General features: G+C 68.3%; 12 protein-coding genes. 9 read left to right on the top strand and 3 right to left on the bottom strand.

The annotated features are described in order from the left end of the window. Nucleotides 1–44: 44 nt before the first annotated feature. From hypE to AC1DTW_RS14435, 6 genes are read left to right on the top strand one after another with little or no spacing between them, the layout of a single operon-like run. A complete protein-coding gene (gene hypE, locus AC1DTW_RS14410) occupies nt 45–1,100 on the top strand; it encodes a hydrogenase expression/formation protein HypE (RefSeq protein WP_477981862.1) in 1,056 nt (351 codons plus the stop codon). A 12-nt stretch (nt 1,101–1,112) separates the two neighbouring features. Next, a complete protein-coding gene (locus tag AC1DTW_RS14415) occupies nt 1,113–2,918 on the top strand; it encodes an enoyl-CoA hydratase-related protein (RefSeq protein WP_477981863.1) in 1,806 nt (601 codons plus the stop codon). After that, nucleotides 2,915–4,369 (top strand): sigma-54-dependent transcriptional regulator, encoded by a 1,455-nt coding sequence (locus tag AC1DTW_RS14420; protein WP_477981864.1) that lies wholly within the window; start codon nt 2,915–2,917, stop codon nt 4,367–4,369. The genes AC1DTW_RS14415 and AC1DTW_RS14420 overlap by 4 nt, the downstream gene beginning before the upstream one ends. 4 nt (nt 4,370–4,373) lie before the next feature. After that, entirely contained in the window at nt 4,374–5,399 is a 1,026-nt protein-coding gene (locus tag AC1DTW_RS14425; protein ID WP_477981865.1) for an NADH-quinone oxidoreductase subunit B family protein, read from the top strand. 22 nt (nt 5,400–5,421) lie between these two features. Then, a complete protein-coding gene (locus tag AC1DTW_RS14430; RefSeq protein ID WP_477981866.1) occupies nt 5,422–6,879 on the top strand; it encodes a nickel-dependent hydrogenase large subunit in 1,458 nt (485 codons plus the stop codon). Between the two features lie 8 nt (nt 6,880–6,887). Then, nucleotides 6,888–8,270 (top strand): sensor histidine kinase, encoded by a 1,383-nt coding sequence (locus tag AC1DTW_RS14435; RefSeq protein ID WP_477981867.1) that lies wholly within the window; start codon nt 6,888–6,890, stop codon nt 8,268–8,270. Between the two features lie 426 nt (nt 8,271–8,696). On the opposite strand, the gene AC1DTW_RS14440 is transcribed toward AC1DTW_RS14435, so the two are convergent. After that, a complete protein-coding gene (locus AC1DTW_RS14440; protein ID WP_477981868.1) occupies nt 8,697–9,665 on the bottom strand; it encodes a LysR family transcriptional regulator in 969 nt (322 codons plus the stop codon). Between the two features lie 122 nt (nt 9,666–9,787). Between AC1DTW_RS14440 and AC1DTW_RS14445 the strand changes: the two genes are divergently transcribed. Further along, complete coding sequence (locus tag AC1DTW_RS14445; RefSeq protein WP_477981869.1) at nt 9,788–11,638, top strand: tannase/feruloyl esterase family alpha/beta hydrolase; 1,851 nt, start codon at nt 9,788–9,790, stop codon at nt 11,636–11,638. Between the two features lie 63 nt (nt 11,639–11,701). On the opposite strand, the gene AC1DTW_RS14450 is transcribed toward AC1DTW_RS14445, so the two are convergent. Then, nucleotides 11,702–12,709: a Bug family tripartite tricarboxylate transporter substrate binding protein gene (locus AC1DTW_RS14450; RefSeq protein WP_477981870.1), complete on the bottom strand. Its 1,008-nt coding sequence runs from the start codon at nt 12,707–12,709 to the stop codon at nt 11,702–11,704. A gap of 297 nt (nt 12,710–13,006) precedes the next feature. Here AC1DTW_RS14450 and AC1DTW_RS14455 point away from each other — a divergent pair, with 297 nt between their 5' ends. Further along, a complete protein-coding gene (locus tag AC1DTW_RS14455) occupies nt 13,007–13,702 on the top strand; it encodes an amidase family protein (RefSeq protein ID WP_477981871.1) in 696 nt (231 codons plus the stop codon). Further along, the gene (locus tag AC1DTW_RS14460; protein ID WP_477981872.1) at nt 13,686–14,351 is read left to right on the top strand and encodes an amidase family protein; all 666 of its coding nucleotides are present in this window, start codon (nt 13,686–13,688) and stop codon (nt 14,349–14,351) included. The genes AC1DTW_RS14455 and AC1DTW_RS14460 overlap by 17 nt, the downstream gene beginning before the upstream one ends. 128 nt (nt 14,352–14,479) lie before the next feature. Here the strand turns inward: AC1DTW_RS14460 and AC1DTW_RS14465 are convergent, their stop codons facing one another. Next, entirely contained in the window at nt 14,480–15,601 is a 1,122-nt protein-coding gene (locus AC1DTW_RS14465; protein WP_477981873.1) for a trans-sulfuration enzyme family protein, read from the bottom strand. Between the last annotated feature and the right edge of the window lie 24 nt (nt 15,602–15,625).

Raw genomic sequence — 15,625 nt, forward strand, 5'->3', positions numbered from 1 at the left:
CGCAATGCGCGTACCGCTGGCGCGAGGGTGGTGGAGGTGGCCGCATGACCACCGCGCGCAAGAACTATCTGCGTCCGCTCGACATCCGCAACGGCCGCATCGACATGGGCCACGGCGCCGGCGGGCGCGCCGCGGCGCAGCTGATCGAGGAGCTGTTCATCGCGGCGTTCGACAGCGAGGGCCTGCGCCAGGGCAACGACGGCGCCGCGTTCGAGGTGCCGGCGGGGCATCGTCTCGTCATGGCGACCGACGGCCATGTGGTCTCGCCGCTGTTCTTCCCCGGAGGCGACGTCGGCAGCCTGAGCGTGCACGGCACCGTCAACGATGTCGCGATGTGCGGCGCGCGGCCGTTGTACCTGGCGGCGAGCTTCATCATCGAAGAGGGCTTCCCGCTCGCGGAGCTGAAGCGCATCGTCGAGTCGATGGCTGCGGCCTCGCGTGCGGCCGGCGTGCCCATCGTCACCGGCGACACCAAGGTCGTCGAGAAGGGCAAGGGCGACGGCGTGTTCATCAGCACGACCGGCATCGGCGTCGTGCCGCGCGGCGTGGACATCGGCGGCGCGAACGCGCGGCCCGGCGACGCGGTGCTGCTCTCGGGCACGATCGGCGAGCATGGTGTCGCGGTGCTCTCGAAGCGCGAGTCGCTCGAGTTCGAGACCACGATCGAATCCGACAGCGCGGCGCTGCACACGCTGGTGGCCGCGATGCTCGACGCAGCGCCCGGTGCGGTGCGCGTGCTGCGCGATCCGACGCGCGGCGGCCTCGCGACCACGCTGAACGAGATCTCGCGCCAGTCCGGTGTCGGCATGAGGCTCGACGAGGCCGCCATTCCCGTGCTGCCGCAGGTCGACGCGGCCTGCGAGCTGCTCGGCCTCGATCCGCTGTACGTCGCGAACGAAGGCAAGCTGGTCGCCGTCTGCGCACCCGAGCACGCCGCGGCGGTGCTCGCCGCGATGCGCGCGCACCCGCTCGGCGGCCGCGCGGTTCGCATCGGCAGCGTCACCGAAGACCCGCACCACTTTGTCCAGATGGAAACGCGCTTCGGCGGCTGCCGCGTTGTCGACTGGCTCAGCGGCGAGCAGCTGCCGCGCATCTGCTGAGAAGGCCCGGCGGTGAACGCACAGGCTTTGCCGGCGCCGCTGCGAATCCTGTTGCTGTGCCACAGCTTCAACAGCCTGACGCAGCGCCTGTTCGTCGAGCTCGGCGCGCTCGGCCACCGCGTCTCGGTCGAGCTCGACATCGCCGATCGCGTGACCGAAGAGGCGGTCGCCATGTTCAGGCCGCAGTTGCTGATCGCGCCGTTCCTGAAGCGGCGCATTCCGGACTCGGTCTGGCGCGGCACCGTCTGCCTGGTCGTGCACCCGGGCCCGCCCGGCGACCGCGGGCCGGCCGCGCTCGACTGGGCCGTGCTCGACGGCGCCGCGCAGTGGGGCGTCACGGTCCTGCAGGCCGATGGCGAGTTCGACGCCGGCCCGGTCTGCGATCACGGCGCGTTCGAGATGCGCGAGGCCGCCAAGGGCAGCCTGTATCGCCGCGAGGTGACCGAAGCGGCGGTCGCAGCGACGCTGCGTGCGGTGGCGCGCTACGCCGAGGGCGGCGAGCTTCGCGCGGTCGCTGCGGCGCCGCTGCCGCCAGTTGCGCAGGCATGGCGTGCGGCGATGGCGCAATCCGCGCGCCGCATCGACTGGCAGCGCGACACCACCTCGCGCGTGCTCGCGAAGCTGCGCAGCGCCGATGGCCAGCCGGGCGTCGCCGACGCGCTGTTCGGCCAACCCTGCCACCTCGGCGACGGCCACGCGGCGACCGCGGCCGTCGTCGCGTCGCTGCCGCCTGCGGCACCCGGCGACGTGATCGCTCGGCGCGACGGCGCACTGTTGCGGCGCACCGCCGACGGCGCCGTGTGGATCGGCCAGGCGCGCACTGCCGCGGCCTGCGGCGACGGTGCAGCGTTCAAGCTGCCGGCCGCGCTCGCATTCGCGGAACAGGCCGCCGCGCTGCCCGACCGGCCGGCGCCGCTCGAACGATCCGACGACGAATGGGGCGAACTGCGCTACCGCGAGATCGGCCCGGCGGGCGCGCGCGTCGGCTGTCTGTCGTTCGACTTCCACAACGGCGCGATGTCGACCGCGCAGTGCCGGCGCCTGCTCGCGGCGCTGCGCGAGGTCGGGCAGCGCGACACCTGCGTGCTGCTCCTGCTCGGCGGGCGCGACTTCTTCAGCAACGGCATCCACCTGAACTGCATCGAGGCCGCGGCGCACCGCGCCGGCGACAGCGCGGCCGACGAGTCGTGGCGCAACATCAACGCGATGAACGATGTCGTGCTCGAACTGATCACGATGACCGAGCGGCTCACGGTCGCCGTGCTGCGCGGCAACGCCGGCGCGGGCGGTGCGTTCCTCGCGCTCGCGGCCGACGAGGTGTGGGCGCATCGCGGCGTCGTGCTGAACCCGCACTACAAGAACATGGGCAACCTCTACGGTTCGGAATACTGGACCTACCTGCTGCCGCGCCGGCTCGGCCCCGAGGGTGCGCGCTCGCTGATGCAGCGCCGCCTGCCGCTGTCGGCCAGCGCGGCCCGGCGCATGAACCTGATCGATCGCTGCGTCGACATGAGCCCGGATCGCTTCGAGCTCGGGGCGATCACCGACGCGCTGGCGCTGGCGCTGACGCACAATCTGCCGGAGCGGATCGCACGCAAGCAGGCCGCTCGCATCGCCGACCAGGCGCGGCGTCCGCTGGCCGAGCACCGCAACGACGAACTCACCCGCATGCACCGCAATTTCTACGGCTTCGACCCGAGCTACCACGTGGCGCGCTACCACTTCGTCCACAAGCTGCCGCATGCGTTCACGCCGCGCCACCTCGCGCTGCACCGCGAGCCGGGCTTTCGCGTCGACGACGGGTCGAGAGGGCCATGAGTGCCGTGCTCGAGCTGCCGCGCGTGCTCGTCGTCGACGACGAGGTCCGTTCGCAGGACGCGATCCGCCGCACGCTCGACGAAGACTTCGCGGTGCTCACCGCGAGCAACGCCGACGAAGCGCGCGCCCAGCTCGAACGCCACGAGGTCAGCGTGATCCTGTGCGACCAGCGCATGCCGGGCCTGACCGGCGTCGTGTTCCTGAAGGAGGTGCGCGAGCGCTGGCCCGACACGGTGCGCATCGTGATCTCGGGCTACACCGACTCCGAAGACATCATCGCCGGCATCAACGACGCCGGCATCTACCAGTACATCCTGAAGCCCTGGGCGCCCGATCACCTGCTCGGCACCGTGCGCACCGCCGCCGAGGCGCAAACGCTGCAGCGCGAGATGAACCGCCTCGACGTCGAGCTGCGCACCAGCACGCCGGTGCTGCGTCAGCGCGCGGCGCACAAGCTCGATCGGGCGCGCCGGGTGTTCGACTTCGACCGCATCGAGCGCGCGCCGGGCAGCCCGCTCGACGGCGTCTGCGAGATGGCCGCGCGCGTCGCGCGCTACGACCTGAGCGTGCTGGTGCTCGGCGAGTCCGGCAGCGGCAAGGAGCTGCTGGCGCGTGCGATGCACTACGCGAGCCCGCGCGCGGGTGCCCCGTTCGTGGTCGAGAACTGCGCGGCGATCCCCGACACGCTGCTCGAGTCGGAACTGTTCGGCCACAAGCGCGGCTCGTTCACCGGCGCGTACGAAGATCATCCGGGGCTGTTCCAGCGCGCGCATCGCGGCACGGTCTTCCTCGACGAGATCGGCGAGACCTCGGCGGCATTCCAGGTGCGGCTGCTGCGCGTGCTGCAGGAGGGCGAGGTCCGGCCGGTCGGCGGCGCGCGCCCGGTGCCGGTCGACGTGCGCGTGATCGCCGCGACGCATCGCGACCTCGAGCAGCGCGTGCGCGAGGGGCTGTTCCGCGAAGACCTCTATTACCGCATCGCCGGCGTCGCGCTGACGGTGCCGCCGCTGCGCGAGCGCCCGGGCGACATCGGGCCGATCGTCTTGCGCCTGCTCGGCGAGGTCGGCCAAGAGCTCGGCCGCAGCGGCATCACGATCAGCGACGAAGCGATGGCCTGCCTGATGGGTTACCCGTGGCCCGGCAACGTGCGCGAGCTGCGCAACGAGCTGGCGCGCGCGATCGCGCTCGGCGAGGGCGATCGGGTCGAGGCGCAGGCGTTCTCGAAACGCGTGCTGCACGGCCAGGCCGGCCGCTCGGCCGCGCTGAACGGGCACGCCGCGCCGCTCCCTGCCAGCGGCACGCTCGGCGAGCGGCTCGACGTGATCGAGGCCATGGTGCTGCGCGAGACGCTGCTGCGCCACCGCTGGAACAAGACGCGCGCGGCCAAGGAGCTCGGGCTGTCGCGTGTCGGGCTGCGCGGCAAGATGCAGCGCTTCGGACTCGAAGGGTGACGCGATGGACGCGATCGAAGACACCGGTTCGGCGCTGAACGTGCTGTGGCTGCAATCGGGCGGCTGCGGCGGCTGCAGCATGTCGCTGCTGTGCGCTGACACGACCGACTTCCACGGCCAGCTTCGAGACGCCGGCATCAACCTGCTGTGGCATCCGTCGCTGTCTCTCGCGAGCGGGAGCGAGGTGGCCGAGATGCTGGCTGCCGTGCTCGACGGCACGCTGCGCGTCGATGCGCTGTGCGTCGAGGGCTCGCTGCTGCGCGGGCCGAACGGCACGGGCCGCTTCCATGTGCTCGCCGGCACCGGGCTGCCGATGATCGAGTGGGTGCGGCGCCTGGCCGCGAAGGCGCGCCACGTCGTCGCGATCGGCAGCTGTGCGGCCTGGGGCGGCATCACCGCGGGCGGCGAAAACCCGACCGATGCCTGCGGCCTGCAGTACGACGATGATCGCCCCGGCGGCCTGCTGGGCGCCGCATTCCGTTCGGGCAGCGGTCTGCCGGTGATCAATGTCGCCGGCTGCCCGACGCACCCCGGCTGGGTCACCGACACGCTGATGGCGCTCGCCGCCGACACGATGCATCCGGCCGACCTCGACACGCTGGCCCGCCCGCGCTTCTACGCCGACCAGCTGGTGCACCACGGCTGCACGCGCAACGAGTACTACGAGTTCAAGGCCAGCGCCGAGAAGCCCTCCGACCTCGGCTGCATGATGGAGCACATGGGGTGCAAGGGCACGCAGGCGCATGCCGACTGCAACACGCGGCTCTGGAACGGCGAGGGTTCCTGCACGCGCGGCGGATACGCCTGCATCAGCTGCACCGAGCCGGGCTTCCAGGAGCCCGGGCATCCGTTCCATCGAACACCGAAGATCGCCGGCATTCCGATCGGCCTGCCGACCGACATGCCGAAGGCCTGGTTCGTCGCGCTCGCGTCGCTGTCGAAGTCGGCGACGCCGCGGCGCGTGAAGCTCAACGCGACGGCCGATCACGTGGTCGTCGCGCCGGCCGCGCGCAAGACGCGGATCAAGTGATGGATCAAGCGATGTGGCGGCCATGACGCGTCTGCTGGTCGGGCCGTTCAATCGCGTCGAAGGCGACCTCGAGGTGACGCTCGAGATCGCCGACGGCCGCGTCGGGTCGGCCCACGTCAACGCGCCGATGTACCGCGGCTTCGAGCAGATCCTGAACGGCAAGGCGCCGCACGACGCGCTGGTGATCGTGCCGCGCATCTGCGGCATCTGCTCGGTCTCGCAATCGGTCGCGTCGGCGCGCGCACTGGCCGACCTCGGCGGGATCGAGATGCCGCCGAACGGCCAGCATGTCACCAACGTGATCCTGGCGACCGAGAACCTGGCCGACCACCTGACGCACTTCTACCTGTTCTTCATGCCCGACTTCACGCGCCCGGTCTATGCCGCGCGGGCGTGGCACGCCGAGGCGCAACGGCGCTTCGCGCCGCAGACCGGCGAGCAGGTGCGCGCGGCGATCGCGGCGCGCCAGCGCTGGTTCGAGCTGCTGGGCACGCTCGCCGGCAAGTGGCCGCACACGCAAAGCCTCGAGCCCGGCGGCTCGACGCGGCCGGTCGAGGCCTCGGAGCGCACGCGCCTGCTGGCGCGCGTGCGCGAATTTCGCGGCTTTCTCGAGCGCGAGCTGTTCGCCGCGAAGCTCGAGGCGGTCGGCGCGCTGCGCAGCGAGGCCGAACTCCAAGCCTGGCACGCGCAGGATCCGACGCGCGGCGACTTCCGCCTGTTCCTGACGATCGCCCGCGATGCGGGCCTCGCCGCGCTCGGCCCCGGGCCCGGCCGCTACCTCAGCTACGGCGCCTATCCGCAGCCCGGCGGCGGGCACGCGTTCGCGCCCGGCGTCTGGCACGCGGTATCGAATGCGCTGTGCCCGCTCGACGCCGCGGCGATCCGCGAGGACGCGACACACGCCTGGCTCAGCGATGCCGGCGGCCCGCGCCACCCGGCCACCGGCGTGACCCGGCCCGACCCGGACAAGCCCGGCGCCTACACCTGGAGCAAGGCGCCGCGCCTGGCCGGCGAGGTGGTCGAGACCGGCGCGATCGCACGCCAGCTCGCCGCGGCCCATCCGCTCGTGCGCGACGCGGTCGCGCGTCACGGCGGCACCGTCTACACGCGCGTGCTGGCACGCCTGCTCGAACTGGCGCTGGTCGTGCCGCGCATGGAGCAGTGGCTGCAGCAGCTCGTCGTCAACGACCCGTACTGCGCCACCGCTGCGTTGCCGGACGAAGGCGCCGGCGTGGGCCTGAGCGAGGCAGCGCGCGGCAGCCTCGGGCACTGGGTGCAGACCGAGCGCGGGCGGATCGTCAGCTACCAGATCGTCGCGCCGACGACCTGGAACTTCTCGCCGCGCGACAGCGCCGGCACGCCCGGCGCGCTCGAGCAGGCGCTGGTCGGCACGCCGGTGCGCGAGGGCGAGACCACGCCGGTCGCGGTCCAGCATGTCGTGCGCTCGTTCGACCCGTGCATGGTCTGCACGGTGCACTGAGCACGACCGTGGCCGACAACGATCGCCCGCCCAAGCCACCGGGCCGCAGCCTGGAGAGCCTGGTGCCGACCGGGCCGATCGAAGGGGTCGACGAATCGACCTGGCTCGACGTCATCCAGAAGATGGACGAGGTCTACTCGCAGCTGGTGCACGACGAGATCCAGCTCGAGCAGAAGAACATCGAGCTCGAGCAATCGCAGCAGTTCATCTTCAGCGTGCTGTCGGCGATGTCGGACGTGCTCGTGGTCTGCGACGAGCACGGCCGTATCGAAGAGACCAATGCCGCGCTGTGCGAGCTCGTCGGCCGCAGCGACGACGAACTGCGCGGCACCTCGTTCTACGAGCTGCTCGCCGATGCGCCCAGCGCCGATCGCGTGCGTGCGGTGCTCGGCCGCAGCAAGCCATCGCGCAGCGGCGAAGCGATCGAATTGCAGCTCACCGATGCGCAACGCCAGAGCGTGCCGGTCGACGTGAACTGCACGCCGCGCATCGCGGCGACCGGCCGGCGCGTCGGCACCGTGTTGGTCGGCCGGCCCACCGCCGAAATCAAGCGTGCTTACCACGAGCTGCGCGCGGCGCACGAGTCGCTCAAGCTCGCGCAGCAGCAGCTGCTGCATTCCGAGAAGATGGCCTCGCTCGGCCGACTGGTGGCCGGCGTCGCGCACGAGCTGAACAATCCGATCAGCTTCGTGCTCGGCAACGTCCACGCGCTGGCGCGCTACAGCGAGCGGCTGCGCCAGTACCTCGCTGCCGTCCACGAGGGCCAGAGCGAAGAGGCGCTGCAGGCGCTGCGCACGAGCCTGCGCATCGAGCACCTGCTCGGCGACCTGCCGTCGCTGATCGAAGGCACGCTCGAAGGCGCGCAACGCACCGCCGACATCGTCGGCGGTCTGAAGCGCTTCTCGGCGATGGACCCCGAGGCGCGCACGCCCGTCGATCTGAACGAGGTCATCGAACGGGCGATCCATTGGGTCCGCAAGGGCACCGGCGCCGGCTTCGAGATGCACTGGCGGCGCGGCCCGCCGTGCGTCGTGATCGGCAGTGCGGGGCAGCTGCAGCAGGTGTTGATGAACCTGTTGCAGAACGCGGTCGATGCGGCCTCACGGCCGGCCGCGAGCCACCCGCAGCTCTGGCTCACGCTTGAGCGCGACGCCGCGCTGGTGCGCATGCGCCTGCGCGACAACGGCCCGGGCATCCTGCCGGAGCACCTGTCGCGCATCTTCGAACCGTTCTTCACGACCAAGCCGGTGGGCAAGGGCACCGGGCTCGGGCTGTCGATCAGCTACGGCATCGTCGAGCAGCACGGCGGGCGGCTCAGCGCCTACAACCCTGTGCAGGGCGGCGCTGAATTCGTGCTCGAGCTGCCGCTGGCGCCGCCGCACAGTCATTGAGACTTGCCGGTCGGGACGGACTTGGCCGCGGCCTTGAAGCGGGGTTGTACGAGATGGTGCGCGACAACGTCGCCCCCGTCGCGCTGAGGGACACCGTCGCGCGCGACGCCGACCTGGAGCGAGCCGCCGGGATGGCCGTTGCGAACCGCTATTGGAACCCGCACGAGATCGGGGCCGGGCGGCAAGGTCTAATTCTGCGCTTGCTGCAAGATGCGTTCGTGGGGCAGCGTCCGGAGCGAGTCATACGCGGTTTGACCGCATAGTCCACCGCCTCAGCGCAGCAGTCTGCGCCGGCATTCGCACGGTGATCGCCATGTCTGGGCGTCGTGTGGACAACGCCGCCTTCCCAACGCATTGGCTCGGCGAACTTTGGAGGGTTGCACTCCACCCCGTGGACACCTCCTACGCGGCAGCCTGCGCAAGCGTTCAGATGGTTATCTCCGCTCGCCTTTTATGCCTATCGCGCGCCAAAGCGTGCACCAGAAAGCTGGACAGCCGGGACATCGCGTCGTTCATCTCGATCGTGGGTTGCAACAGTCCAAGCGGAAGCATCGGCAGTGCCTCGCAGGTCTTGACCTGTGCGAGCTCATGGCCTTCGATGAGGTGACGCACAAAGCTCAGCGGCAGCATGCTCAACGCCTCTCGCTGCTGCATGAGGTGTACCAGCAGGGTTAGATTCCGCGTGACGAGCGGATGCGTTCGCGGCGTCTTCGCCAATCCTGCCGCGAATTCGTCAAAGCGTTCACGTGTCATCGCGCCCGCAGGCGCCATGACCCACAGCTGTTGCGCCAATTCCGCGTCGTCAACCCGTCGGCGGCGCGCCAGCGGATGGTCTGCTGCGCACACCACCACCACCTCGTCGTCCATCAGCGGCATGAACTGCCATCCCTCGGGGACGACCGAGGGTTGTCGACAGGCGACCAGATCAGCTTCGCCGCGAGCGACCGCGAGCAACTGATCCTCGCCTTCAGCTTCGCGCATATGAACCTGCACGGAGGGAACGCGTTTGTTGAACTGGGTCAACGCGTTCACCAGCATGCCATTGATCGCCGAGGCCGATGCGACCAGACGGACCACGCCCTGGCCATGACGGTGGCGTGCCGCGATCATCTCCGCGCCCTCGGTCATGCCCTGCATGATCTGGCGAGCCACGGGCAGCAGGTCGATGCAGGCGGGCGTCGGGCGGACCCCACGGGCATGGCGGTGGAACAGCTGCGCCTCCAGCAGCTGTTCGATGTAGGCGAGCGCCTGTGTCGCCGACGACTGCGTCATCCCGATGGCATCGGCCGCACGCTGCACGCTGCCGAGCTCTGCGAGCTTCAGCAGGACCTGGATATGGCGAAACTTGCCGCGCGCCAGTAGTCGGTTGAGCAGGGTAGAGGCGGTGGGTGGCATGGTCCCATGCGTTCTCGGACGTATTGGTAAGTCTAATACCTAGACCGCCGATTTCATTGGTCCTCGATGTCTACTCCGATGAGGATGGCAACACCCATTCTCAGAACAATCGGAGACAAATCATGGACGAACTTCGTTCTGGGGCGCGCCGCGGCGCCCTACACCTTCTGCTTCTCCTGACCGCGCCGCTGGCCGCCTGCGGTGGTGGCGACGACTCGACGAGTCCGGCTGTCTCCGCGCCGGCACCTGCCGCAGCCGCGCTGCTCACCTGCGATGACAGCATGAAGACCGCCTTCGCGCCCGATGCGAACACGACCGTCACGCTGGTCAAGGCCTACAAGGCCGGCGACCCGGTCGCGTTGTCGGGAACACCGGCGACGCCGCCGCCGCCCGTCGCGCCGGTGGATGTCTGCCTGGTCAAGTTGCTCGTCGGACCGGGCAATCCAGGGCCCGTGGGCGCGCCATCCACGTCGGCAGGCATCGGCATCGAAGTCTGGCTCCCGGCGGCGGCATCGTGGAACAAAATCATTCGCGTGTTCGGCAGTGGCGGCTGGGCCGGCGGGACGCATGCGGATGTCACGCAGATCGGCTCGCGCGCCATCTTCTTTCCGGCGCTCAGGAAGGGCTACATATTCAGCGCGTCGGATCACGGACACGCGCTGCTGAACAACGGCTCGTTCGCAATGAACCCGGACGGGAGCATCAACACCGTGCTGTGGCAGGACTTTGCCGAACGCAGCATGCATGAGCTGGCCGACAAGACGAAGTTGCTCGCCAAGGCCTACTACGGCGTGGCTCAGGACCGGGCGTACTGGGATGGCTTTTCGACCGGCGGCCGCCAGGGCTACAAGATCGCGCAGAAGTATCCGAAGGACTTCGACGGCATCTTGGCCGGTGCGCCCGCGTTCAACTGGAGCAAGTTCATCACTGCCGAGCTCTATCCGCAGGTCGCGATGCAGCGCGAGCTCGGCGCTCCGATCGTCGGTGCCAAGCTCAACTTCGCCAGCGGCGCGGCGGTGAAGGCGTGCGACACGCAAGGGTTGGGCTTCCTGCTTGATCCGCTTCAGTGCCGCTACGATCCAAGCAAGGACGCCGGCGTGCTGTGCAACGGCGTGGCCGGCAATGGCGTGACCGGAGCGAGCGGGAATGCGTCGTGCCTGAGCCTGGCCGAGGCACGTGTGATCAACCAGATTTGGTATGGGCAGACCGCCAACGGCAGCACGCCGGATCCGTTGGCCGACAACGGCGGCAGCCCGTTGCTCGGCAGTGCCGACCATCTATGGTGGGGCCTGACTCGCGGCACCAACCTCGGCCTCTCGCTCGCTGCCACGAACCCGTTCCCGATCGCAACTGACCAGGTCGCACTGGAATTGCAGGATCCGACCTACGCGGGCCCTGCGTTCGTCAACGCGACCGGCAACGGCGCCAGCAAGTGGAAGGTGCTCGACTACGCTGGTCTCGCGACCGCGTTCGCCCAAGGCGTTGCGCTGCAACCGTACTTCAGCAACATCAACACCGACAACCCGGACTTGAGCGGCGTGCGCGATGCTGGGGTCAGGATACTGTCCTACCATGGGCTGGCCGACGACAAGATCATGCCGCAGGGGTCGATCAACTACTTCACGCGAGTCTCTGCCGCCATGGGGGGCAACAGCGAAGTGCAGAAGTTCGACCGGCTGCTCTTGATCCCCGGCCTCGCGCACGACAGCTCGTTCGGGATCATCGGGTCCATCGATCCGAACACCAACGTGCCGCTCAGCGCCACCAAGGTGCCGCTGCCGCAGCCCGTGAGTGGGCGCGACGAGCTATTCAACGCGTTGCGGGACTGGGTCGAGAAAGGCATCGCACCGACGCGCGTCGACGTCAGTTCGTCCGACAGCAGCGTGACGATGCCACTGTGCGTGTACCCCCAGAAGGCGACCTACGCCGGTATCGGCCCGGTTACCGCCACGGCGAGCTACAACTGCAAGTGAGAGCAGTCGCGCGCACGCAGGCCGGTGCGAGGAGAACGACATCCCACGCCAAGGTGGCTTCGATCATCCGTCGGCGTGGATGCCTGCAGTCTTGATCACACGCGCCCACTTCGCGGTCTCGGTGCGAACGAAGGCTTCGTATTGCGCCGGTGAAGACGCCACCACTTCGGCGCCGATGGCTTGTTGCTGTGCCGCCATCGGCCCGTTGATTGCCGTCATGGCGGCCCTGTAGATGGCCGTCACGATCTCGGTCGGTGTTCCTCGCGGCGCCGACAAGCCGACCCAGGTGGTTGCCTCGAAGCCGGGAAACCCGGACTCTGCGACTGTAGGAACTTCTGGGAAGAGCGCATTGCGGCGCGCACTGGTGATCGCAAGTGCAACGACACGCGCCGTCCGCACCAAGGGCAGTGCGGCGTCCTGATTGATGAACATCAGCGGGATCTGGCCCGATAGCAGATCCGTCAGGGCGGGCGCGCCGCCGCGATACGGAACGTGCCGAATGACGATGCCCGCGCGCTGCTTGAGCATCTCCATTGCAACATGGCCGGAGCTTCCGTTGCCGGCGCTCGCATAGGCGATGCTTGCGGGGTCGTGCCTGGCGGCAACGATCAGGTCCGACAGCGAACGAAAACCTGCGGAGGGGTCCGCGATGAGGACGTTGAATCCAGAGACGATCTGCGTGACGTGAATGAAATCGCGGTTGATGTCGAAACCCGGATTGCGCAGCAGCGTTTGTCCCGTCGCATTGCCGATCCAAGACAACATGAGCGTATGGCCGTCAGGCGCGGCGCGCGCCACCGATACAGCCGCGATTGCTCCGCTTGCGCCTGGACGGTTCTCCACGATCACGGGGCGGCCAAGCGCCGCGCTCATCCCGTTGGCAAGTGAGCGTGCGACAAGGTCCGAAGGGCCTCCGGGTGGCGCTGCCACCACCAGCTTGACGAGGCGAGAAGGGTAGGTCGGCTGCGCGACGACGATAACGCGCGCCAATAGGCCGGCCGCAATCCCGCAGGACAGGACAGCGCGACGGCGGTTCAACGAGGGAAAACAGCCCAATGGATGCGCGAACAAGATGTGTTCGGTCTGATCTTCCCGTCGCACCCGTGTCGCGTCCATAGAAACTGACCCGAGCCACGCCGGCCATATCTCGCCTCGCGTCGATCGCCGGCAAGCTGGCGTCTGCCTTCGCGATCTCCTCGTTTGCAACCACCGCGGTGCTCTGGCTGTCGCTTGGCACGGTGGTTGGAGTGCTGCACAGCCGCGCGCTTTCACCTTCCTAGTCCCAAGAGCGCCCGCCGGTGCCATCTTTGAGCCACCGCGCTGTGCGCCGGTGCGATGTCCTTCGTCCTTACGCCTACGAAATCCGCCATGAATCAAAGCCTAGCACCCACTATCCGCGTCTTAGTCCGGAAGGCTGCAACCGGGGAACTGCACCCGCTGACGATCGCTGATGAGGTATTGCATCGGATCGAGCACCACAAGGCCAATCCGATCTTCATCTCTACCGTCTCGCCCGAGGCGCTTAGGCGGCGTGCAGAGGAGCTGGCCGCGCTGCCGCCGGAGGCCCGCGCAGCACTGCCGTTGTACGGCGTGCCATTCGCAGTGAAGGACAACATCGACGTCGCGGGCATGCCGACGACTGCTGGTTGCCCCGAGTTCGCCTACACGCCCGCCAAGACGGCCTTCGTCGTGGAGCGCTTGCTCGCAGCGGGGGCCGTGCTCGTCGGAAGGTGCAACCTGGACCAGTTCGCGACCGGCCTGACGGGCATGCGCTCGGTCTATGGCAGCCCGGTCAACCCGTACAGCGCGGATCACGTCTCGGGCGGATCGAGCTACGGCTCCGCGGTTGCCGTGGCCTGCAGCATCGTCAACTTCTCGCTCGGCACCGATACGGCTGGATCGGGACGCAATCCAGCAGGCTTCAACAACGTCGTTGGCTACCGCCCGTCGAGCGGCTTGCTGAGCGCCTCGGGTGTGGTGCCCTGCGCCCGGTCGCTCGACACCGTCTCGCTGGCAACTGCACAGACGATGTCCGCCGTGGCTCGCCGTGGCCGGGGGCTATGACGAAGATGATCCGTACTCGATCGAGTTGGCATCGAGATCGGTACCGGTGGCGGCCCCCGTCTTCGGCGCCCTTGATTCTCAAGGGGACTACTTCCTGGGCGACGGCTACGCCAGGGCAGCCTATGAACACGGCGTCGCGCAGTTGCAGGCGCTTGGCTACGCCACGGTCACCATCGACTACGCGCCCTTCAAGGAGATCTCGGACATGACCTACTTCGGGCCGTCGATGTCCGAGCGGACCGCCGTACTAGGGGAGTTCATCAGCACGCATTCCAACGCCACCTACACCGCCGTCGTGCGTGACGCCATCGTCAAGGCGGCTGATTTCTCTGCTGTCGACGCCTTCACAATGTTGCATCGACTGAAGGCGCTGGAGCGCCAGACCGAACGGGAAACCTGGTCGCACGTCGACTTTCTCTGCATCCCCGCCGCGCCAACGATCCACACCCGAGGGGCAGTGAATCGCGATCCCGGGTGGGGCTCGACGAGCTTGCGGGCCTACACCAACTTCGCGCCCTTCCTGGGGCTGCCGGCGATTTCGGTTCCGAACGGCTTCCGCCAGGATGGTCTCCCGACCGGGATCATGTTTGTCGGCAAGCGCACGGACGACGTGGCGCTTCTACATCTTGCCGAGAGCTTCGCTGCTTGACCTTGCAGGCGTTGACCAAGGCTCCTACTCGACCAAGGTGGTGCAATGGAAGCGAAGTGGTCTTCGGCGACGTTCGGTCGAGCACGCATGGTTGCCATGAGACTCGTCGCCCTCGTGGCGGCCTCTGGTCAGGTGAGAGCGGCGCGCAGAGCACTGTCGAGATCGGCCCAGAGATCGTCGATATCTTCGATGCCGACGCTCAGCCGCAGCAGCGATGGCGGCAGGTGGCCTTGGCCCGGGATCGCGGCGCGGCGCTCCATCGTCGATTCGACTGCCCCCAAACTGGTGGCATGCCGGATCAGCCTGACGTTCCTGCACACAGCATCGGCGACCGGCGCACCACCCCGCACATCGAACGAGATGATGGTCCCGAAGCCCTTGAGCACGCGCCTGGCCGTTGCATGTGTCGGGTGTGAGGCCAAGCCCGGATACCGGGCCAGTTCAACCGCACGGTGAGCGGCCAGCCGCTCAGCGAGGACCATCGCCGACTGCTGTGCCCGCTGCAGGCGCAGTGCCATGGTTCTTGCACCTCGAACAGCCAGAAAGCACTCCAGCGTGCCCGGCGTCGCGCCCGTCAACTCGCGCGACTTCTTCAGGGCGTGCCAGAACGCCTCGTCCTTCGTCGTCGCCACACCCGCCAGCAGGTCAGAATGCCCGCCAATGAACTTGGTCGCCGACTGCAATGCCACCGTTGCGCCGAAGTCCAGTGGGCGCTGATTCAAGGGCGTCGCGAACGTGTTGTCCACGGCCACGATAGCGCCGGGTTTGCGCGGCGCTGCGCATATGGCCTCCAGATCTGCGACGCCGAGGAGCGGGTTGGAAGGCGACTCCAGCCACACCAGGTCAGCGGTTTTGCTGGCCTGGATCCAGCCGGCGGTGTCGTCCAATGCAACCCGTTGAACTGACCACCGGCCCCGTTCAGCTCCCGCGGCGACCAGCCCGGCGACCCCTTGATAGCAGTCATCGGGCAGCACCACACTGGAACCAGCAGGCAGTTGATCAAAGACGGCGGAGATCGCAGCCATGCCCGATGCAAAGGTGACCGCTCTGCCAGATTCCAGTCCTCCCAGAATCTCCTCGAGTGCCTCCCAGGTCGGCGTGCCGTCGTTGCGCGAATAGTCGCGCCCCTGGCCAATGATGAAGTTGGATGCCGGGACCAGCGGTACGTTCAGGGGAGCGCCAAGCTCCGAGGCCCGGCCGGCCGTGACAAGCCACGATTCCAAGTTCAGGTCGGTGGGATGTTGAGTCATGTTCATGTCCTATTGGAGTTCGTG

This window comes from Rhizobacter sp. P5_A1 (assembly GCF_056400745.1).

Excerpts from the sequence above, each read along its gene's own strand:
- hypE (WP_477981862.1), top strand. The coding sequence starts at position 45 with ATGACCACCGCGCGCAAGAACTATCTGCGTCCGCTCGACATCCGCAAC.
- AC1DTW_RS14420 (WP_477981864.1), top strand. The coding sequence starts at position 2,915 with ATGAGTGCCGTGCTCGAGCTGCCGCGCGTGCTCGTCGTCGACGACGAG.
- AC1DTW_RS14425 (WP_477981865.1), top strand. The coding sequence starts at position 4,374 with ATGGACGCGATCGAAGACACCGGTTCGGCGCTGAACGTGCTGTGGCTG.
- AC1DTW_RS14430 (WP_477981866.1), top strand. The coding sequence starts at position 5,422 with ATGACGCGTCTGCTGGTCGGGCCGTTCAATCGCGTCGAAGGCGACCTC.
- AC1DTW_RS14440 (WP_477981868.1), bottom strand. The coding sequence starts at position 9,665 with ATGCCACCCACCGCCTCTACCCTGCTCAACCGACTACTGGCGCGCGGC.
- AC1DTW_RS14445 (WP_477981869.1), top strand. The coding sequence starts at position 9,788 with ATGGACGAACTTCGTTCTGGGGCGCGCCGCGGCGCCCTACACCTTCTG.
- AC1DTW_RS14455 (WP_477981871.1), top strand. The coding sequence starts at position 13,007 with ATGAATCAAAGCCTAGCACCCACTATCCGCGTCTTAGTCCGGAAGGCT.
- AC1DTW_RS14465 (WP_477981873.1), bottom strand. The coding sequence starts at position 15,601 with ATGACTCAACATCCCACCGACCTGAACTTGGAATCGTGGCTTGTCACG.